Source organism: Streptococcus sp. HMSC072D03 (assembly GCF_001812855.1).
Classification (GTDB): Bacteria; Bacillota; Bacilli; order Lactobacillales; family Streptococcaceae; genus Streptococcus; species Streptococcus salivarius_D.
In genome coordinates, this window is the sequence record NZ_KV810660.1 from 21,276 (window position 1) to 41,593 (window position 20,318).

Annotated in this window: 19 protein-coding genes and 1 other annotated feature; of the genes, 17 read left to right on the forward strand and 2 right to left on the reverse strand. The window is 41.7% G+C overall.

Annotation, left to right across the window (positions count from 1 at the left end):
• The first annotated feature begins 43 nt into the window (after window positions 1-43).
• The 4 genes from HMPREF2877_RS05830 (at window position 44) to gorA (ending at window position 5,170) form a co-directional block, all read left to right on the forward strand.
• The gene (locus tag HMPREF2877_RS05830; RefSeq protein WP_013990106.1) at window positions 44-790 is read left to right on the forward strand and encodes a DeoR/GlpR family DNA-binding transcription regulator; all 747 of its coding nucleotides are present in this window, start codon (window positions 44-46) and stop codon (window positions 788-790) included.
• A complete protein-coding gene (gene pfkB / locus HMPREF2877_RS05835) occupies window positions 787-1,698 on the forward strand; it encodes a 1-phosphofructokinase (RefSeq protein WP_002885581.1) in 912 nt (303 codons plus the stop codon). Before HMPREF2877_RS05830 ends, pfkB begins: the two co-directional genes overlap by 4 nt.
• Window positions 1,695-3,671, forward strand: coding sequence for a PTS fructose transporter subunit IIABC (locus HMPREF2877_RS05840; protein ID WP_045769282.1), 1,977 nt, complete (start codon window positions 1,695-1,697; stop codon window positions 3,669-3,671). Before pfkB ends, HMPREF2877_RS05840 begins: the two co-directional genes overlap by 4 nt.
• A 146-nt stretch (window positions 3,672-3,817) precedes the next feature.
• Window positions 3,818-5,170, forward strand: a complete 1,353-nt coding sequence (gene gorA / locus HMPREF2877_RS05845; RefSeq protein ID WP_070579106.1) for a glutathione-disulfide reductase — start codon at window positions 3,818-3,820, stop codon at window positions 5,168-5,170.
• Between the two features lie 277 nt (window positions 5,171-5,447).
• On the opposite strand, the gene HMPREF2877_RS05850 is transcribed toward gorA, so the two are convergent.
• Together HMPREF2877_RS05850 and HMPREF2877_RS05855 are read right to left on the reverse strand one after the other, a co-directional pair.
• Window positions 5,448-6,692 carry a bifunctional folylpolyglutamate synthase/dihydrofolate synthase gene (locus tag HMPREF2877_RS05850; protein ID WP_014633558.1) on the reverse strand — a complete coding sequence of 415 codons (1,245 nt, stop codon included), beginning with the start codon at window positions 6,690-6,692 and terminating at the stop codon, window positions 5,448-5,450.
• Window positions 6,693-6,736: 44 nt separating this feature from the next.
• The gene (locus HMPREF2877_RS05855; protein WP_045769279.1) at window positions 6,737-7,198 is read right to left on the reverse strand and encodes a DUF6556 family protein; all 462 of its coding nucleotides are present in this window, start codon (window positions 7,196-7,198) and stop codon (window positions 6,737-6,739) included.
• A 108-nt stretch (window positions 7,199-7,306) separates the two neighbouring features.
• Here HMPREF2877_RS05855 and HMPREF2877_RS05860 point away from each other — a divergent pair, with 108 nt between their 5' ends.
• The 13 genes from HMPREF2877_RS05860 (at window position 7,307) to HMPREF2877_RS05920 (ending at window position 20,228) form a co-directional block, all read left to right on the forward strand.
• Window positions 7,307-8,452 carry a cysteine desulfurase family protein gene (locus tag HMPREF2877_RS05860; RefSeq protein WP_070579109.1) on the forward strand — a complete coding sequence of 382 codons (1,146 nt, stop codon included), beginning with the start codon at window positions 7,307-7,309 and terminating at the stop codon, window positions 8,450-8,452.
• 54 nt (window positions 8,453-8,506) lie between these two features.
• The gene (gene thiI / locus HMPREF2877_RS05865) at window positions 8,507-9,730 is read left to right on the forward strand and encodes a tRNA uracil 4-sulfurtransferase ThiI (RefSeq protein ID WP_013990113.1); all 1,224 of its coding nucleotides are present in this window, start codon (window positions 8,507-8,509) and stop codon (window positions 9,728-9,730) included.
• 105 nt (window positions 9,731-9,835) lie between these two features.
• Entirely contained in the window at window positions 9,836-11,347 is a 1,512-nt protein-coding gene (gene gtfA, locus HMPREF2877_RS05870) for an accessory Sec system glycosyltransferase GtfA (RefSeq protein ID WP_045772165.1), read from the forward strand.
• On the forward strand, window positions 11,340-12,659 hold the full coding sequence (gene gtfB / locus HMPREF2877_RS05875; protein ID WP_002885503.1) for an accessory Sec system glycosylation chaperone GtfB: 1,320 nt from the start codon (window positions 11,340-11,342) through the stop codon (window positions 12,657-12,659). The genes gtfA and gtfB overlap by 8 nt, the downstream gene beginning before the upstream one ends.
• Window positions 12,660-12,663: 4 nt before the next feature.
• The gene (locus HMPREF2877_RS05880) at window positions 12,664-13,200 is read left to right on the forward strand and encodes a GNAT family N-acetyltransferase (RefSeq protein ID WP_070579112.1); all 537 of its coding nucleotides are present in this window, start codon (window positions 12,664-12,666) and stop codon (window positions 13,198-13,200) included.
• Between the two features lie 112 nt (window positions 13,201-13,312).
• Window positions 13,313-13,387, forward strand: a sequence feature (ribosomal protein L21 leader region).
• Between the two features lie 40 nt (window positions 13,388-13,427).
• Entirely contained in the window at window positions 13,428-13,742 is a 315-nt protein-coding gene (gene rplU / locus HMPREF2877_RS05885; RefSeq protein WP_002885597.1) for a 50S ribosomal protein L21, read from the forward strand.
• A gap of 35 nt (window positions 13,743-13,777) precedes the next feature.
• Window positions 13,778-14,068 carry a 50S ribosomal protein L27 gene (gene rpmA / locus HMPREF2877_RS05890; protein WP_002885483.1) on the forward strand — a complete coding sequence of 97 codons (291 nt, stop codon included), beginning with the start codon at window positions 13,778-13,780 and terminating at the stop codon, window positions 14,066-14,068.
• Window positions 14,069-14,124: 56 nt separating this feature from the next.
• Window positions 14,125-14,820 carry a GNAT family N-acetyltransferase gene (locus HMPREF2877_RS05895; RefSeq protein ID WP_070579115.1) on the forward strand — a complete coding sequence of 232 codons (696 nt, stop codon included), beginning with the start codon at window positions 14,125-14,127 and terminating at the stop codon, window positions 14,818-14,820.
• Window positions 14,821-15,019: 199 nt separating this feature from the next.
• Window positions 15,020-15,394 carry a DUF1149 family protein gene (locus HMPREF2877_RS05900; RefSeq protein WP_002885550.1) on the forward strand — a complete coding sequence of 125 codons (375 nt, stop codon included), beginning with the start codon at window positions 15,020-15,022 and terminating at the stop codon, window positions 15,392-15,394.
• A gap of 1 nt (window position 15,395) precedes the next feature.
• A complete protein-coding gene (locus HMPREF2877_RS05905; RefSeq protein WP_070579118.1) occupies window positions 15,396-16,238 on the forward strand; it encodes a DegV family protein in 843 nt (280 codons plus the stop codon).
• A 59-nt stretch (window positions 16,239-16,297) separates the two neighbouring features.
• On the forward strand, window positions 16,298-17,065 hold the full coding sequence (dapB, locus tag HMPREF2877_RS05910; protein ID WP_013990119.1) for a 4-hydroxy-tetrahydrodipicolinate reductase: 768 nt from the start codon (window positions 16,298-16,300) through the stop codon (window positions 17,063-17,065).
• Window positions 17,062-18,264 (forward strand): CCA tRNA nucleotidyltransferase, encoded by a 1,203-nt coding sequence (locus tag HMPREF2877_RS05915; RefSeq protein WP_045769276.1) that lies wholly within the window; start codon window positions 17,062-17,064, stop codon window positions 18,262-18,264. The genes dapB and HMPREF2877_RS05915 overlap by 4 nt, the downstream gene beginning before the upstream one ends.
• A gap of 83 nt (window positions 18,265-18,347) precedes the next feature.
• Window positions 18,348-20,228: an ABC-F family ATP-binding cassette domain-containing protein gene (locus HMPREF2877_RS05920; RefSeq protein ID WP_022496253.1), complete on the forward strand. Its 1,881-nt coding sequence runs from the start codon at window positions 18,348-18,350 to the stop codon at window positions 20,226-20,228.
• Window positions 20,229-20,318: the final 90 nt, after the last annotated feature.

The window sequence follows — 20,318 nt, forward strand, 5'->3', positions numbered from 1 at the left end:
TTTAGTATAATAGACTTTGTAAACGATTACAGAAGGAGAGATTATGCTAAAGTCTGAACGTAAGCAGATTATCTTGTCTCAGTTGAAACAAGATGGTTTTGTCACTTTGGAAAACCTAACTGTTTTGTTAAGTGATACTTCCGAGTCGACGATTCGTCGCGACTTGGACGAGTTAGCGGCAGATGGCCAACTTAAGCGTGTTCATGGTGGTGCTGAAAGCATTCATGGTCTAAAGGAAGAAATTGCCAATAGTCAAAAAGCTATTAGAAACGTTAAAGAAAAGGCTCAGTTAGCTGGTTATGCTGCCGATTTGATTAAGGAAGGTGATGTCGTCTTTCTTGAGGCTAGTACAACAAATGAACTTTTGATTCCACATTTGGCCAATCGTCAGGTAACGGTTGTGACTAATTCTATCCATCATGCGGTTAAGTTGGTAGATCTTGGTGTTAGCACTAGGATTGTTGGAGGAAAGGTTAAACATTCAACGGATGCCTCTATTGGAAGTACTGCTCAAGAGCAAATCAGACAACTGAATTTTGATTGTGCTTTCATTGGTGCTAATGGCGTTGATGCTAATTATTTCACCACACCAGACATGGAAGAGGCAGTTATTAAACGGACGGTTATAGCTAATGCGCAAAAAGCCTATGTTCTAGCTGATGCCTCTAAACTTGGTCAGATTACCTATGCTAAGGTAGCCGAGGTCGAGAAAGTAACCATAATTACAAACGCTTCGGAAGAAGAGCTCCTAAAAGAATTGAAAGAGAAAACGAGGGTTATTGAAGTATGATTTATACTGTAACGCTGAATCCATCAATCGACTTTATTGTTCGTATCGATAAAGTAGAGATTGGTGAAGTTAACCGTATGGAGAGTGATGATAAGTTCGCTGGCGGTAAGGGCATTAATGTTAGTCGTATTTTGCAACGTTTAGGTGTTGATAATACTGCAACGGGCTTCATCGGTGGTTTTACAGGACGTTTTGTGACAGATGGTTTGGATGCAGAGGGCATTAAAACCAAGTTTGTAGCTGTGGATCAAGACACACGTATTAATGTTAAAATCAAGGCTGACCAAGAAACTGAAATTAACGGTGCAGGACCTGTCATTAATGAGTACCAATTGGCTGAATTGGAAGCAGTTCTTTCAAGTGTAAGTGCCGATGATGTGGTTGTTTTTGCTGGATCAGCACCAAGCAATCTTGGGAACAAGGTCTACAACAAATTGATTCCACTAGTGCGTGAAACGGGTGCACAGGTTGTCTGTGACTTTGAAGGTCAAACCTTGCTTGATTCCTTAGCTTACCAACCACTCTTGGTTAAACCAAATAACCATGAGTTAGAAGCTATTTTCAATGTCAAACTTAATGGTTTGGCTGATGTTGAAAAATATGCGCGTGAAATCCTTGCTAAGGGTGCACAGAACGTTATCATCTCAATGGCAGGTGATGGAGCTCTGCTTGTCACACCAGAGGCTGCTTACTTTGCTAAACCAATCAAGGGAACAGTTAAAAACTCTGTTGGTGCGGGTGACTCGATGGTTGCTGGTTTCACTGGTGAGTTTGTAAAATCAGGTGATCCGATTGAGGCTCTCAAGTGGGGAGTAGCGTGTGGAACATCTACAGCCTTCTCAGATGACTTAGCGACAATTGAATTTATTAAAGAAACATACAATAAAGTAGAGGTAGAAAAACTATGAAAATTCAGGATTTACTGAACAAAAAAGTAATGTTGCTTGACCTTCAAGCAACTACAAAAGAAGCTGCTATCGATGAAATGATTAACAGCTTGGTTGACAATGGTGTTGTGACTGACTTTGATGTTTTCAAAGCAGGTATTATGGCTCGTGAAGCACAAACATCAACTGGTTTGGGTGATGGAATCGCTATGCCGCACAGCAAAAATGCTGCAGTAAAAGAAGCAACAGTACTTTTTGCTAAATCTAATAAAGGTGTAGATTACGAATCACTTGATGGTCAACCTACAGACCTCTTCTTTATGATTGCTGCTCCAGAGGGAGCAAATGACACTCACTTGGCAGCCCTTGCTGAGTTGTCAAAATACCTTATGCAAGATGGTTTTGCAGATCGTTTGCGTAAGGTGACTTCTCCAGATGAAGTGATTGCTGCTTTCAATACGGGTGAAGAAGAAGCACAGGCTGAGGAAGCTAAGAAAGCACAAGCTGTTAAAGAAGCAGCTTCAAGCGATAAACCACTTATCGTAGCTGTAACAGCTTGTACAACTGGTATTGCTCACACTTACATGGCTGAAGAATCACTAATTAAAACAGGTGAAGAAATGGGAGTCAATGTTCGTGTTGAAACTAACGGTGCTTCAGGTGTCGGAACACCTTTGACTGCTGAAGAAATCAGTAAGGCTGTAGGTGTTATCGTAGCAGCAGACAAGGCAGTTGAAACAGCACGTTTCGATGGTAAAAAATTGCTTTCTAAACCAGTCGCTGCAGGTATTCGTCAACCTCAAGAATTAATCCAAAACATCTTGGATGGAAAAGCTGAAGTCTTCCACGCTGAAAATGCTGGAGCTGTTCAAGAATCAAGTGAGAAATTGAGCCTTGGTGGTGCCTTCTATAAACACTTGATGAGTGGGGTATCACAAATGCTTCCATTCGTTATCGGTGGTGGTATCATGATTGCGCTTGCCTTCTTGCTTGACCAAATCATGGGTGTTCCTAAAGATCAATTGTCACAACTTGGTTCTTACCATGAAATTGCTGCTCAATTCAAGGCAATTGGTGGCGCTGCCTTTGGCTTCATGCTTCCAGTACTTGCAGGTTACATTGCTTACTCTATCGCTGAAAAACCAGGTTTGGTATCAGGTTTCGTAGCTGGTGCTATTGCTTCAAGTGGTGCAGCCTTTGGTGGTGTTCCATTTGCTTCAGGTGGTAAAGCAACCCTTGCCCTTGCTGGCGTATCTTCAGGTTTCCTTGGAGCTCTTGTTGGTGGTTTCCTTGCAGGTGGTGTTATCCTTGTTCTTCGTAAACTCTTGGCAGGTATTCCACGTGCCCTTGAAGGAATCCGTTCTATCTTGCTCTTGCCACTTCTTGGTGTATTTGCCACTGGTTTCTTGATGTTGGCAGTAAATATCCCAATGGCAGCAATTAATACTGGTCTTAATAACTTCTTGTCAAGCTTGTCAGGAAGCTCAGCCGTACTACTTGGTCTCCTTGTTGGTGGTATGATGGCAGTGGATATGGGTGGACCAGTCAACAAAGCAGCTTATGTCTTTGGTACAGGTACTCTCGCAGCAACAGTAACTTCAGGTGGTTCAGTTGTTATGGCAGCAGTTATGGCAGCTGGTATGGTTCCTCCGTTGGCAGTATTTGTAGCAACACTCTTGTTTAAAGATAAATTCACTGAAGAAGAACGCAACTCTGGTTTGACAAACATTGTTATGGGACTTTCATTCATCACTGAAGGTGCGATCCCATTTGGTGCAGCTGACCCAGCACGCGCTATCCCAAGCTTTATCGTCGGTTCAGCTCTTACAGGTGCTCTTGTAGGTATGGCAGGAATCAAATTGATGGCACCACACGGAGGTATCTTCGTTATTGCCCTCACATCAAATGCCCTTCTCTACCTTCTCTTCATCTTGATTGGTGCTGTGGTATCAGGTATCCTCTTCGGATTCCTCCGCAAACCACTTGATAAATAAGATATGACAAAACAATCTCGTTGTGACGGGATTGTTTTTGTGTCGTAGCAGATTTTTGTCAGGGTACCTATTTTATGATAAAGTATAGGCAGAAATGGCTTATCTAGTAGCTAATACGCTGTATAAAGAAACATAAGAGGTAAAATATGGTAAAAGAATACGATTATATTGTCATTGGTGGTGGTTCTGGTGGTATTGCCAGTGCCAATCGTGCTGCCATGCATGGTGCTAAGGTTATTCTCTTTGAAGGAAAAGAGGTCGGTGGTACCTGTGTCAATGTAGGTTGTGTGCCTAAAAAGGTCATGTGGTATGGTGCTCAGGTTGCCGAAACCCTTCACCGTTATGCAGGTGAGTACGGTTTTGATGTGACGATTAATAAGTTTGATTTTGCAACGCTTAAGGCCAATCGTCAGGCTTATATTGACCGTATCCATGGTTCTTATGAGCGTGGTTTTGATAACAATGGCGTTGAACGTGTATACGAGTATGCAAGATTTGTTGACCCTCATACGGTTGAAGTAGCGGGTGAGCGTTATACAGCACCCAATATCCTTATTGCGACTGGTGGTCACGCCCTTTATCCAAACATTCCAGGTAGTGAATATGGGATTACCTCCGATGGTTTCTTTGAGCTAGATGAGGTGCCAAAACGTACAGCTGTCATTGGTGCTGGCTACATCGCTGTTGAGGTTGCTGGTGTTCTCAACGCTCTTGGAAGTGACACACACCTCTTTGTGCGTAAAGATCGTCCATTGCGTACCTTTGATAAGGATATCGTTGATGTTTTAGTTGATGAAATGGCTAAATCTGGTCCAACCCTCCATACGCATGCTAATGCGACAGAGGTAGTGAAGAATGCAGATGATTCCTTAACCATTAGTTTTGATAATGGAGAGACGATTACAGTTGATTGCTTAATCTGGGCTATTGGACGCGCAGCCAACACTTCTGGTTTTGGTCTTGAAAAGACAGGTGTTAAATTGACTGAAAAAGGAACAATCTATTCGGATGAGTTTGAAAATACATCTGTTCCTGGAATCTATGCCCTTGGCGATGTGACTGGTAAACTTGATTTGACACCAGTTGCAGTCAAGGCTGGACGTCAATTGTCAGAGCGACTCTTCAACAATAAAGCTGATGCTAAGCTTGATTACACTGATGTAGCCACCGTGGTCTTTAGCCATCCAGTTATTGGTTCTGTTGGCTTGACTGAAGAAAAAGCAATCGCTAAGTATGGTGCGGAGAATATTAAGGTTTATAAATCTAGTTTCACACCAATGTATACGGCCCTTGGAGACAATCGTCAGCCTTCAACTATGAAATTAGTAACGCTTGGTGAGGATGAAAAAATCATTGGCCTTCACGGTATTGGCTATGGTGTTGATGAGATGATTCAAGGTTTCTCTGTGGCCATTAAGATGGGAGCAACTAAGGCTGATTTTGATAATACGGTTGCCATTCACCCAACAGGTTCAGAAGAATTTGTGACGATGAGATAGAAAAGTGAAGTCTGTTAACCGAGAGTTTCAGACCTTTCTTTGTGTCTGAATGGCTTCAATTGAAAGTAATCGCAAGGGAATTCCCTTGCGAATTTCCATAGCCTTTTTGGCTATGGAAACCATCCATCCAACAGGTTCAGAAGAATTTGTAACGATGCGATAGAAAAGTGAAGTCTGTTAACTGAGAGTTTCAGACTTTTCTTTGTGTTCAAATAGCAGCCTACACTTTGTGTAAAGCTATAGACTGTCTAAATAAAAAAGGCCTTCAGGCCTTATTTTATTTAATTAAGTAGTTTCTTACTTCTGAGATAAAGTAAAGAGATCCAGTGACAACAAATAAGTCATCAGGATTTGCTGATTCAGCTTGTGCTAGCCAGTCTCTATAGTCGGCTACACGTTTGAAGTCTTTGGGATAGTCATTCAAGGGCAGTGCCTCAAAAAGGTCAAAGCTGGTTACCGTTATATCATAATCTTTCAATTCCTCTAGTAAGTCTGCCAAAGGCTTTCGTCTAAGTCCTGCAAAGAGGATGTGTACCCTACGATTAGCGAAGTTATCTTTTAGTACCTGTTTTAAGCTAGCAATTCCTTGAGGATTATGAGCACCATCTAGGTAAATGTTATTTCCTATCCACTCACTACGACCAGGCCAATGCGTCTCTTCGATTCCCTCTTGGGTGCTCTTATCGGTAATCTTAGGAAATGTTTGAGCTAGGAGATGGGCAGCAGTGACAGCTAGCCCAGCATTGTTTTCTTGATGCTGTCCTAACATTGGTAGCTTAAGATTTGGACTTTCCCAATGGTCATAAGAAATTTGGATCGTTTGATTGTCCTTCGGAAGCAGCTGAATTTCCCTATCAATGATGGCTAAAGGAGCTTGTAGGTCATGTGATTTTTGGTTGAAGAAATGTTCAACTTCTGCAGAGACACGACCAAGTAAGATAGGTGTGTTTTTTCGCATGACGCCTGCCTTATGATTGGCAATGTCCAAAAGGCTATCGCCCAAGGTCTCAGTGTGATCAAAGCCAATCGAAGTACAGATGACAAGCTCTGGCGAAAGAACATTGGTCGAATCAAGGCGTCCACCAATTCCAGCCTCAATGATAGCCATATCAACCTGTTTAAGGTCAAAGTAGAGGAACATGAGTAAGGTGACCAATTCAAATTCCGTTGGTCGCTCAAAAGCAGTGTGCTCTTCTAAATCATCGAGTAGAACCTGAGCTTTCGCAACAAGGCTAATCAAATCTTTATCAGGGATTTCTGTGCCGTTAATGCTAATACGTTCGTTGAAGCGAGTGATATAAGGGGAGGTGAAAGTCCCGACCTGATAGCCTGACTTTGTTAGGATATTTTGTAGGTAGCTAGTTGTTGATCCCTTACCGTTGGTCCCGACTATATGCACCGTTGGAAAGTGAGTCTGAGGATTTCCGGCTTGTTTCAAGAGCCAACGCATACGTTCGAGTTGAGGGCGACGGCCATTGCCCTTGAAAGAATGGATAAAATTTAGAGTTTCTGTATAGTTCATAGGATTATAGAAAAAAGGCAGGGTTTCCTAGCCTTTTATATGTTTTAGTTAGAAGCGGCATCACCAGTTGTTGCGCCACCAGTAGTCGCATTGCCAGATGTTGTGTCTGCAGTAGCTGCTGATGAAGAGGTAGTCGTATTGCCACCCGTTGTTGTATCTGCAGATGACGAATAGGTGTTAGTTCCTGCTTGGCTACTTGTTTCTGTTTCTGAATCAGTCGCATTTCCATAACTAGATGAGGTAGCACTTGATTCTTGAGTCTTATTATTGCCTTCTTTGATGACTACAGTTGATTGATTGGCTGATGAATCAGAAGTGTCCTTATTTTTAGAGGCTGTGAAATTCATGATGGTGATTGAAGCCACGATGATTGACAAAATTGTCCCGACGGCAGTAAGGACTTTTTGGAAGGCAGTGAAGCCTTTTGTAACGTGTTCAGTCACATTTGGGGCAGATTTTTTTTCTTCTTTTGATGAATGATTACGGCGTGAGTAATTTTCAGACATGATGCTCTCCTTAAAAATATTTCGTACTTTCTATTATATGATTTTCTCGCAAAAATTGCTAAAAAAATTATGCTATAATAAATAGTAAATAAAAATCGAGGAAAAATCATGATTTATTTTGATAATTCAGCCACGACGGTGCCTTATCCAGAGGCACTTAGAACCTATCAAGAAGTGGCTACTAAAATTTTTGGGAACCCATCCAGCCTACACCAATTAGGAACATCTGCGACACGTATTTTGGAGGCTTCTCGTAAGCAAGTTGCGGAACTCATTGGAAAATCAGCCGATGAGATTTTCTTTACGTCTGGAGGAACCGAAGGTGATAACTGGGTCATCAAAGGTGTAGCTTTCGAAAAAGAGCCTTACGGCAAACACATCATTGTTTCTGATATTGAACACCCTGCGGTAAAAGAATCTGCCAAATGGCTTTCAGAGCATGGTTTCGAGGTGTCTTATGCACCAGTAAATGAGCAAGGGTTTGTGGATGTTGAAGCTCTTGCTGAATTATTACGCCCTGACACGATCTTGGTTTCGGTTATGGCTGTTAATAATGAAATCGGATCAATTCAACCTATTCAAGCCATCTCAGATCTCTTGGCTAATGAGCCTACCATATCTTTCCATGTGGATGCTGTCCAGGCTATTGGAAAGATTCCAGTATCGTCCTATTTAACTGATCGTGTAGATTTTGCAACTTTTTCTGGTCACAAGTTTCATGCTGTTCGTGGTGTCGGTTTTGTCTACAAAAAGGCAGGGAAAAAGATTACGCCACTCTTAACCGGTGGTGGTCAAGAAAAAGATTTTCGTTCAACTACTGAAAATGTTGCTGGGATTGCGAGTATGGCCAAGGCCTTGCGCTTGGTCACTGACAAAGAGGAATTTTCTCTTCCTAAAATTGCCAAGATGAAAAAGATTATCTTTGACGAATTGGCTAAGTACGAGGATATTACTATTTTCTCAGGTAAGGGTGAAGACTTTGCTCCCAATATTTTGACCTTTGGAATCAAGGGTGTTCGTGGTGAAGTTATTGTCCATGCTTTTGAAGAGCATCAAATCTATATTTCAACGACATCAGCATGTTCATCTAAGGCGGGGAAACCAGCGGGAACCCTTATTTCTATGGGTGTACCGACTAAGTTAGCTCAAACAGCTGTTCGTATCAGTCTTGATGATGACAATGATATGGGACAGGTGGAACAGTTCCTCACGATTTTCAAGCAGGTCTACGCCAAGACACAAAAAGTGAGATAGCAAGATTTAATCGACTAAACAATAAAACTAAATTCGAATTTAAAAGGAAAAGGAATGACACTAACATATTCAGAAATTATGGTTCGCTATGGTGAATTGTCTACTAAGGGCAAGAACCGTATGCGCTTTATCAATAAACTTAGAAATAATATTAAAGATGTCCTATCCATCTATCCAGAAGTTAAAGTGACTTTTGATCGAGACCGTGGACATATCTACCTCAATGATACAGACTACGAGCCAGTAGCAGAGTCTTTGAAGCAAATTTTTGGTATTCAAGCCTTTAGTCCTGTTTACAAGTTTGAAAAAGATGTCGAGGTTTTGAAAAAAGCTGTTCAAGACATTATGACTGGACTCTATCGTGATGGTCTTACTTTTAAAGTAACTGCTAAACGTAGTGACCATGACTTTGTTCTCGACAGTCGTGAGCTCAATCTTACTTTAGGAAATGCAGTTTTTGATGTATTGCCTGACATTAAGGCTCAGATGAAGGGACCAGATGTCAATCTTAAGGTAGAAATTCGTGCCGAGGCGGCTTATATTTCTCACGAGGAAATCAAAGGAGCAGGCGGTCTACCTGTAGGTACTGCTGGTAAAGGAATGCTCATGCTTTCAGGTGGGATTGATTCGCCAGTGGCAGGCTATCTTGCCCTTAAACGTGGCGTAGATATTGAAGCTGTCCACTTTGCAAGTCCTCCTTACACTAGCCCTGGAGCTCTTAAAAAGGCTCAAGATTTGACCCGTAAGTTGACTAAATTTGGTGGTAATATTCAGTTCATCGAAGTACCATTTACTGAAATTCAAGAGGAAATCAAAGAAAAAGCGCCAGAAGCTTATTTGATGACCTTGACCCGTCGTTTCATGATGCGTATTACTGACCGCATTCGTGAAGAACGCCGAGGCCTTGTGATTATCAACGGTGAGAGTCTTGGTCAGGTTGCCAGTCAGACTATGGAGTCTATGCAGGCGATTAATGCTGTCACATGTACGCCAGTGATTCGTCCAGTTGTCACTATGGACAAGTTGGAAATCATTGATTTGGCACAAAAAATTGATACCTTTGACATTTCCATCCAACCTTTTGAGGATTGCTGTACTATCTTTGCACCTGACCGTCCAAAAACTAATCCAAAAATCAAAAATGTCGAACAATATGAACGTCGTATGGATGTTGACGCCTTGGTTGAACGTGCGGTTGCAGGAATCATGGTGACTGAAATCACACCTATTGAAGAGGCGCAAGACGAAGTGGATACACTTATCGAAGACTTGCTCTAGTCTAGGAGGATACAGTACTAACATAGTAGTGCTTAGCTGCTACTAGAGTTAGGTATGTCGAAAAAGAAATGTCGATGTTGAACTTTTACCCAGAAAGGAAAATACATGACTGTTTATAACATCAATTTAGGAATCGGTTGGGCATCAAGTGGTGTTGAGTACGCCCAGGCCTATCGTTCTACAATTTTCAAAAACACAGGTATTAAGGCCAAATTTGTCTTTATGGATATGTTCTTGCAGGACAATCTTTCTGATTTGACCCGTAACATGGGGTTTGCGGATGAAGATATCATCTGGCTCTACAGCTATTTTACAGACCTAAAAATTGCTCCAACGACCTATACGGTCAAGGATTTGGAAAAGGAAATTCCTTATGACATCACGCGTCGTGAGATTAATGGTAAAGTGGTTAAGCTCTTTTGTGCCAAGGAAGATATCTTCTATGCAGCCTACTTGCGTAAAGAGGGTGAAGACATCGTTCACCGTGTGGAAAAAGTATCGCGTGGTTGCTTAATCCGTAAAGACTTTTACTCTTATACTAAGATGTTCACGGAGTACTACACACCGGTAGACAATAAGGCTCACCTCTATCAACGCCGTTTCTTCAATGAGGATGGTAGTGTTGCTTATGATGAAATTGTTGATGGTAAGGATAGTGTCTTCCGTTTTCCAGATAAGATTTTGTCATCTAAGCATGAATTTATCGCCTACTTCATGTCTCAACTTGGTCTAACTGACCAAGATACCGTCATCTTGGACCGTGCAACTGGTACGGGACAGGCTGTTTTCCGTAACACCAAACCTGCTAAGCTTGGGGTTGTGGTCCATGCAGAGCACTTTAGTGAAAATGCTGTGACAGACAAGACTATTTTATGGAATAACTTTTACGAGTACCAATTCAGCAATGCAGATAAGGTTGATTTCTTTATCACAGCGACAGAGCGCCAACGTAGCATTATGCTAGATCAGTTCAATAAATACACACCATTTACACCTCATATCGTAACCATCCCTGTGGGAAGTGTGGATAAACTGAGAAAGCCTGAAGGAGAGCGTAAACCATTCTCAATCATCACAGCCTCACGTTTGGCCAATGAAAAACACGTGGACTGGTTGGCCAAGGCTGTTGTTAAGGCTAAAGAAAGTCTGCCACAAGTAAACTTTGATATCTATGGAACAGGTGCTGAAGAAGCCAAACTTAAGGCCATTATCGAGGAAAATCAAGCTCAGGATTATATCCACCTTAAAGGTCACCAAGACTTGACAGAAGTCTACAAGGACTACGAACTTTACCTATCAGGTTCTAAGAGTGAAGGGTTTGGTTTGACACTTCTAGAAGCCGTGGGATCTGGTCTAGGTATGATTGGTTTTGATGTTCGTTATGGGAACCAAACCTTTATCAAGGATAATGAAAATGGGTACCTCATTCCTCGTTTTGAAAAAGATGATGAGCCTGCTATCGTAGCTGCCTTGGCAGAGAAAATTGTAGCCTTTTTCAATCGCTCAGATTTGGATTATGTTCATCAAGTCTCTTATGATATTGCCAAAGGCTTTTTGACAGAGGAAATCGAGCAGAAGTGGCTTAACTTAGTAAAGGAGATGACTAGTCATGATTAATTTATTTGAAAACTATAGTCAGGGTAGTTGGGATCTCCATTACTCACTGATTGTCGCTGGCTATGTGAATACAACAGTTTGTCTTTCAGATGATGGCTTTCTGCCTAGTGATGTGACCTCACCTTACCTTTATTTCACTGGTTTTGACAAGGTTCAAGGTTCTGCACTTTACTTTAATCAGGTCCCTGTGCCTGACTACTGGGAAATTATAGGAACGAATAGCAATGCGGAAATCTTCCGTTTTGACAAAAAACGTGGTCATATTCATTATGCGCATCCTGCTCACCAACGTCTGGTTAAAGCTGTTGACTGGTATGATGAATCAGGACGCCTGCGCGTGACTGATCGCTACAATAACAAGGGTTACCGTTTCTCACAAACAACCTATAATGTTAAGCAAGAAGCGACCATTACGAGCTATTTCACTCCAGACAACAAGGAAGTTATCGTCATCAACCATTTGACTAAAGACGTTATCTTGAATTGGAAAGACAAGGTCTACATTTTCAAAAATAAATCTGAATTTGTAGTCTTCTATCTTAAAGAAGCTGGTTATGATTTGAGTCGTATTCTATACAACTCATTGGCGACACCTTTCTTGACAACTATGAATCTTCCAAATTCTGGTCAAGATGTTCTCTTCTGGCAAGAACCAATCACTGATTCAGTTCCTGGAAATATGCGTCTGCTTCTTGAGAGCAACCATCGTCAGACTAAGATTGTTGTACAAGATTACACAGCTTATACGAATCTTCTAAAGTTGGTTAGTCCAGAGCAAGCTTCTCGCGTGGCCTTCCTTGGCTTCATGTATCCATTTGCCCGTCAGAACAACTTCCAAAATCAAGCGCTTATCTTGACCAATTCAGATCAGATTGAACATTTGGAAAGCATTGTCAGTGAAGTGCCTACCATGCACTATCATGTTGGGGCAATCACAGAAATGTCAAGCCGCTTGATGGATTTGGCTAAATATAGTAATGTTAGCCTTTACCCTAATATTACAACAGAGCAGGTTAAGCGTCTTTATAAGGAAGCTGATTTCTACTTGGATATTAACCATCAAAATGAAATCTTGTCAGCGACACGTGCTGCCTTTGAAAATAACTTGCTTATCCTTGCCTTTACGAACACTAGCCATGGTCCTGAGTATACCGCGCCAAGTAATATCTTCTCACCAATGAATGCTGGGCAATTTAAGCAAACGCTTAAAGAAGCCTTGGGCAACCGTGACTTCCTTAGTCACTTGCTTGATCGCCAACGTGAGCATGCTCATGTAGCAACACCAGAAGATTATAAGAAGGTTATTGGTTAGGAAAATGACATTAGAGGTTCGTAACATTTATCCTCTGACACCAACATTTAAGAATGTCGCTTCGCTTTATGAAGCGGCTTTTCCTGTGGAGGAGCGTCTCCCACTCTGGCAATTGTCTTGGAACAGCTTGAAAAGAGGACAATCTTTCTTGGCATATTTTGATAGGGAAGTTTTCATTGGTCTGACCTATAGCATTTATACTGAAAACCTGGTCTACCTACTTTTTCTTGCAGTTGAGGAAAGTAAACAATCTCAGGGATATGGCAGTCAGATTTTGGCACAAGTTAAGAAAGAAGCAGGGGTACGACCGTGTGTGCTTACGATTGAACCCATGGATGAGGAGGCTGCTTCTAACCGTAATCAGCGCTTAAAACGCTTAGCATTTTATGAGCGACATGGCTATCAGCTATTGAATCACTTCTATTTCGAAGGGACTGAACGCTATCAAATTTTGACAACGGATAGGAGCCTTTGTTTAGCTGATTTGGAGCAGGATTTATCTAAGACCTTCTTAGGAAAATATGGTATAAGGGTTGAGTAGGGGAATCATTACTTGGTTAAAGGTCAATGAGCAGAATAAGAATAATCAAAATAACTTTTTCTCTTGTCATTAGAGGGAAAAAATGATAGAATTGTAACGTTGACTAAATGCACGTCCTGTGCAACCGCACGACTACTGTTTGCAAGTGGGTTCGTCCCCGCAGTACTAGGCGAGTCTTCACAGAGGGAAACCTCAGACACATTAAAAATTTTAATAGGAGGTGCATCATGAGCACATACGCAATCATCAAAACTGGTGGAAAACAAGTTAAAGTTGAAGTAGGTCAAGCAATCTACGTTGAAAAAATCAACGCTGAAGCAGGATCAGAAGTAACTTTTAACGAAGTTGTTCTTGTCGGTGGTGATAAAACTGTAGTAGGTACTCCAGTTGTTGAGGGAGCTACTGTTGTCGGAACTATCGAAAAACAAGGTAAACAAAAGAAAGTTGTTACTTTCAAATACAAACCTAAAAAAGGTAGCCACCGTAAACAAGGTCACCGTCAACCTTATACAAAAGTTGTTATCAACGCTATCAACGCGTAAGTTAGCGACTAATCACTAAGAAAGGACACAATCTTATGTTGAAAACTCTTGAAAACTTGCAACTTTTCGCCCACAAAAAAGGTGGGGGTTCTACTTCCAATGGTCGTGATTCACAAGCTAAACGTCTTGGTGCTAAAGCAGCTGATGGACAAACTGTATCAGGTGGATCAATCCTTTACCGTCAACGCGGTACACACATCTACCCAGGTGTAAACGTAGGCCGTGGTGGTGACGATACACTCTTCGCTAAAGTTGAAGGTGTTGTACGTTTCGAACGTAAAGGTCGCGACAAAAAACAAGTATCTGTATACCCAGTTGCTAAATAATTAAGCTAAAGTCTGCACTTTTGTGTAGGCTTTTCTTTATGAAGAAGGAGAATCCTATGCCTTTAAATCACTACCAACAAGAAGTGGGGCCAAGTCTAGCGGATGCTAGTCCAGGTAAGATGCCAGATGTTGCCCTATTAGAAGGCCGTTATTGCAGCGTTGAACATTTGACAGTGGCAGAGCATTATAAGGATATTTTAGACTTTTATTTTACTAATCAGATTCTTTCTGATTGGACCTATATGTATGCGGAGCCTTTTGAATCTGAAGAAGCTGTACGTCAGTGTTTGGAGGATTATGAGCAATCCGATAACCCTTATTTCTTTGCCATCAGGGATAAGGCTTCAGGTAAGGTTCTGGGAACCTTTTCACTTATGGCTATTACTCCAAAAAATCGTAGTGTTGAGATGGGACGGGTGATTTTGGCACCTGCTTTACAAAAGACTCGAGCAGCCACAGAAGCTCAATACCTGCTTATGAAATATGTCTTTGAAGATCTTAACTATCGTCGTTATGAGTGGAAATGTGATAGTCTCAACCGTCCTTCTGCCAATGCTGCCATGCGTTTAGGGTTTACCTATGAGGGGCGTTTTCGTAACCATGCTATCTATAAGGGACGTAGCCGTGATACGGACTGGTTCTCGATTATTGATAGTGAGTGGCCGGCACTTAAGAAACGATTTGAGAATTGGCTAGCTCCTGAGAATTTTGATGAAAAGGGACAGCAGAAACATTCTTTAAGAGACTGTTAGCTGGCAATATAAGGGCTCTCTTCTGATGAAGGAGCCTTATTTTAGTAGTCTTAGTCCTAAATCAAAGCTCCTACTTTTCTAGTGATTATTATCGCTGTCAAAATCAGTCTAAATACTCATTTTTCTGTCAATAATATTCCCATAATAAAGCATATTTATGCTATAATAAAGAGTAATTGTATCAAGGAGAATATGACTAATGGATTTAATTCGCGAAAAAGTATTTGTTAACCGTTACCACTATGATGTTCGTAACCATGAGTGGGAAAAAGAGAATGGTGTTCCTAAAACAAATGTTGAAGTAACTTTCCAGTTGCACAATAAAGATGAAGAAGCTAACAATACGTCTGTTGTAGCTGTTTTGCAATTTATGATTGTCCGTGATGAGTTTGTTATCTCAGGGATTGTTTCTCAAATGGACCACATTCAAAACCGTATCGTCAATGAACCAAAAGACTTCTCACAAGAAGAAGCAGAAGCCTTGGCTGCACCGCTCTTGGATACGCTTCAACGTTTGACTTATGAAGTAACTGAAATTGCCTTGGATCGTCCAGGTATCAATTTGGAGTTCTAAGATGTCTCTTGCAGTTATTACGGATTCATCGGTTAATCTCCCTGCTGAAATTCAGGGTCATGCTGATGTTTATGTTTTAGATATTCCGGTCATCATTGAGGGGCAGCCTTTTGTTGAAGGAAAAAACTTGGATGTCAATCAGTTTTATGCGCAAATGGCAAACTTTGAGGAACTGCTCAAGACGTCGCAACCTAATCTAGCTGACTTGGATAACTTGCTTACGGAGTTGGAGGAGAAAGGTTATACCCATGTCATTGGGCTTTTCCTTTCTTCAGGAATCTCTGGTTTTTGGGCCAATAGTCAGATTTTGATTGAGGACCATGCCAAGTTGAAGATTGCTTTTCCTGATACAAAAATCACAGCAGCTCCTATGGGAGCCATGGTGAGAAACGTTTTGCATTGGTCAGCCCAAGGGATGTCTTTTGAGAGCATTTTGAAGAAGCTTGAGGAACAAGTTGATCAAACGACGGCTTATATTCTTGTGGATGATCTTAATCATCTGGTTAAGGGTGGCCGTTTGTCGAATGGTTCGGCGATTTTAGGAAATCTTTTGTCTATCAAACCTATTTTGAATTTTAATGACGAAGGAAAAATCGTTGTTTTTGAAAAGGTGCGTACAGAGAAGAAAGCTGTGAAACGTTTGGTTGCTCTAGCTGAGGAAAATCGTGAAATGGAACTTAGTATTCTTCACACGAATGCTCCTGAAAAAGCTGAAGATTTTAAAAGGCAGCTAGAAGCAGAGGGAATTAGCGTTTCAACAGTGGTATCCTTATGTGCTGTAATTGCGACACACTTGGGTGAAGGAGCGCTAGTACTAGGTCTAACACCTAAATTTACCAAATAAGTACTATCCATCTGGGATGGGCTTGTCTATGATTAAGATCAATAGAGAGGGAAAATAACATGTCTATTAAAGTTATTGTTGCTGGATTTAAAGGAAGAATGGGTTCAACTGCGGTTGAAATGGTCAAGGGAGATGACGAATTGACTTTGGCTGCCTTGCTTGACCCATTTGCGACAGAAAAAGAAGTGGACGGTGTTCCTGTCTTCACAGATAAAGCGGGTTTGGTTGGCTTTGACGCAGATGTCTGGGTGGATTTCACTATGCCAGCTGTTGCCTATGAAAATACTCGTTTTGCTTTGGAGAATGGTTTTGCACCAGTTGTGGGTACCACAGGATTTACTGAAGCACAAATTCAGGAATTGACAGACCTTTCTAAAGACAAGTCTATTGGTGGTTTGATTGCACCTAACTTTGCTATTGGTGCTATCCTTCTTATGAAGTTTGCGGCAGAAGCTAGTAAATATTTCCCAGATCTTGAAATCATTGAGCTTCACCATGACAAGAAAAAAGATGCGCCTTCAGGTACAGCGGTGAAAACAGCTGAACTTATCCGTGAGGTTCGCGAAACAAAACGTCAAGGTGCTGAGGATGAGGTGGAAACACTTGCTGGAGCACGTGGTGCTGAGTTTGATGGTTTCCGTATTCACAGTGTACGTTTGCCCGGACTTGTGGCTCACCAAGAGGTTATCTTTGGTGGCCAAGGAGAAGGCTTGACCTTGCGTCATGATTCTTATGATCGTATTTCCTTTATGGGTGGCGTTAACCTCGGTATTAAAGAAGTGGTTAAACGTGCTCAGCTTGTTTATGGTTTGGAACATTTACTATGAGATTAAGTTATTTGCCTTCTGAGTTTCAGAAGGCTTTACCAATATTAGAGAAGATTAAGGCTGCGGGTTTTGAGGCTTACTTTGTTGGTGGTTCGGTACGTGATGCCCTTCTTAACCGTCCCATTCATGATGTAGATATCGCTTCATCTTCATATCCTGAGGAGACCAAGCAGATCTTCGAGCGTACGGTGGATATCGGTATTGAGCATGGGACCGTTTTGGTTTTGGAAAATGGCGGTGAGTATGAGGTGACGACCTTCCGAACAGAGGACGTCTATGTAGATTACCGTCGTCCGTCTAGCGTGTCCTTTGTGCGTTCATTGGAAGAAGACCTCAAGCGTCGTGATTTTACAGTCAATGCTTTTGCTCTCAATGAAAATGCTGAGATTATCGATAAGTTCGATGGTCTTGCTGATTTGGACAACCGTGTTTTGAGGGCTGTTGGTAAGGCTGAGGAACGCTTTAACGAGGATGCCCTTCGTATCATGCGAGGGCTACGTTTTGCCGCGAGTTTAGACTTTGATATCGAAGAAAAAACTTTTCAGGCTATGACCAGCCATGGCCCGCTTCTGGAAAAGATTTCGATTGAGCGAAGTTTCATCGAGTTCGATAAGTTGCTTTTGGCACCACATTGGAAAAAAGGAATCAAGGCGCTTCTAGCGACTAAGGCTTATCAGTACCTTCCGGATTTTCAAGAAACTGCTGAAGAATGGCAGTCTTTTGTGGCAGACTATGTGGAGGACTTTAGATTTACAAGTTCTGAACAGGCTTGGGCGGCAACTCTTTTGGCTCTCAAGCATGATAATCCACGCTCTTTCCTTAAAAAATGGAAGACGTCTGTTAATTTCCAAAAGACAGTTCAGTCCTTGATTGAGATTTTCAATTTCCGTTTGGAGAGAGCCGTGACTAAACAAGATGTTTATCAGTATGGTAAAGAGCTCTTAGAGGCGGCTGAGACTTTGAGGCAGGCCCAGGGCTTGGACGTTGATTATGAGCGTATTGTCGATTTGGATGGTCAGTTGCTCATCCATGATAAGCACGAAATCGTTGTGAATGGTGGCACACTGATGAAGGAGCTAGGATTCAAACCTGGTCCGGACCTTGGACGTACACTTAAAGCCATTGAAAATGCCATCGTTGATGGGAAACTAGCTAATGACAAGGAAGCCATCATGGCCTTTGTTCAAGCGATGAAATAAGTCTACGGACGTTATAAAAATGACACACCGCTACAGAGCATGCGTAGGATCCGTAGCGGTGTTATTTGTAAGAAGGAAGTAAGATGTCAGATTTTATTGTTGAAAAATTAACCAAGTCCGTTGGAGACAAGACGGTTTTTAAAGAGATTTCATTTATTATCCATGATTTGGATCGTATTGGGATTATTGGTGTCAATGGGACAGGTAAGACAACCTTGTTAGATGTTGTCTCTGAGCGTATTGGTTTTGATGGTGATGTGTCACCTTTCACTAAGGCTAATGGCTATAAGATTGCTTATTTGACTCAGGAGCCAGAATTTGATGATAGCAAGACAGTGCTTGATACGGTCTTGTCATCAGACCTTCGTGAGATGGCTTTGATTCGTGAATATGAAACCCTTATGGCAGATTATTCTGAGGAGAATCAGGCTCGCTTGGAGAAGGTTATGGCTGAGATGGATAGTCTAGATGCTTGGTCCATTGAGAGTGAGGTTAAGACAGTCTTGTCTAAGTTGGGATTGTCAGACCTCTCGCAAAAGGTCGGGGACCTCTCAGGTGGTCTTCGTCGTCGTGTGCAGTTGGCTCAGGTTCTCTTAAATGATGCAGATCTCCTGCTCTTGGATGAGCCAACCAACCATTTGGATATTGATACTATTGCTTGGTTGACGAATTTTCTCAAGTCTTCTAAAAAGACGGTACTCTTTATTACCCACGACCGTTATTTCTTGGACAATGTAGCCACACGTATCTTTGAGTTAGACCAGGCTAATCTGATTGAATACCAGGGGAATTACCAAGACTATGTGCGTCTAAAGGCCGAACAAGATGAACGAGATGCAGCAGCCCTTCACAAGAAAAAGCAACTCTATAAGCAGGAGTTGGCATGGATGCGAACGCAACCACAGGCACGTGCGACTAAACAACAAGCTCGTATCAATCGCTTTAAGGATCTTAAGGGTGAGGTTCACCAAACGGTCAATAATGAGGATCTTGAAATTAACTTTGAGACCAGCCGTATTGGTAAGAAGGTAGTGAACTTCGAGCATGTCGATTTCGCTTATGAAGATGGCAAGCAAATTCTCAGTGATTTCAATCTTATCATGCAAAATCGTGATCGTATCGGTATTGTTGGGGATAATGGTGTCGGGAAATCGACCTTGCTCAATCTGATTAATGGTGACCTTGTGCCTACAGCTGGTGTCCTAGATATTGGTGAGACGGTACGTATTGGTTATTTCTCACAGCAAATTAAAGATATGGATGAGAGCAAGCGTGTCATTAACTACTTGCAAGAAGTTGCAGATGAAGTTAAGACAACGGTTGGAACAACCAGTATCACAGAGCTCTTGGAGCAATTCCTTTTCCCTCGTTCTACCCATGGGACACAGATTGCCAAGCTCTCTGGTGGGGAAAAGAAACGTCTTTATCTACTTAAGATTCTGATTGAAAAGCCCAACGTTCTGCTCTTGGATGAGCCGACAAATGATTTGGACATTGCAACTTTGACGGTTTTGGAAAACTTCCTTAATGGTTTTGGCGGCCCTGTCGTTACCGTAAGTCACGACCGCTATTTCTTGGACAAGGTAGCTAACAAGATTCTAGCCTTTGAAGAGGGTGGTGTTCGAGAGTTCTTTGGTAACTACACAGACTACCTTGATGAAAAAGCCTTCTTACAAGAGCAATCAGCCCTCCTCGAGAAGGAAAAAGAGCAAGCTAGCGTTAAAGTTGAGAAAGTTAAAGAAGACAAAAAACGCATGAGCTACTTTGAAAAACAAGAGTGGGCGACCATCGAGGACGAGATTGCTGACCTTGAAGCCAAAATCGAAGAGATTGAAGCAGCTATGCTTGAAAATGCTAGCGATTATGGACAGTTAGCTACCCTTCAACGTGATTTGGATGCTGCTAACGAAACCTTACTTGAAAAGTATGAACGTTATGAGTATTTGAGTGAGCTAGAAGGATAAGCTCTTTAGTAATCAAAGTATGACAAAAGCCTTGCAAATGTTGAACTGCAAGGCTTTTTTATTTATCTTACGAAAACCACTAGCTGTGCT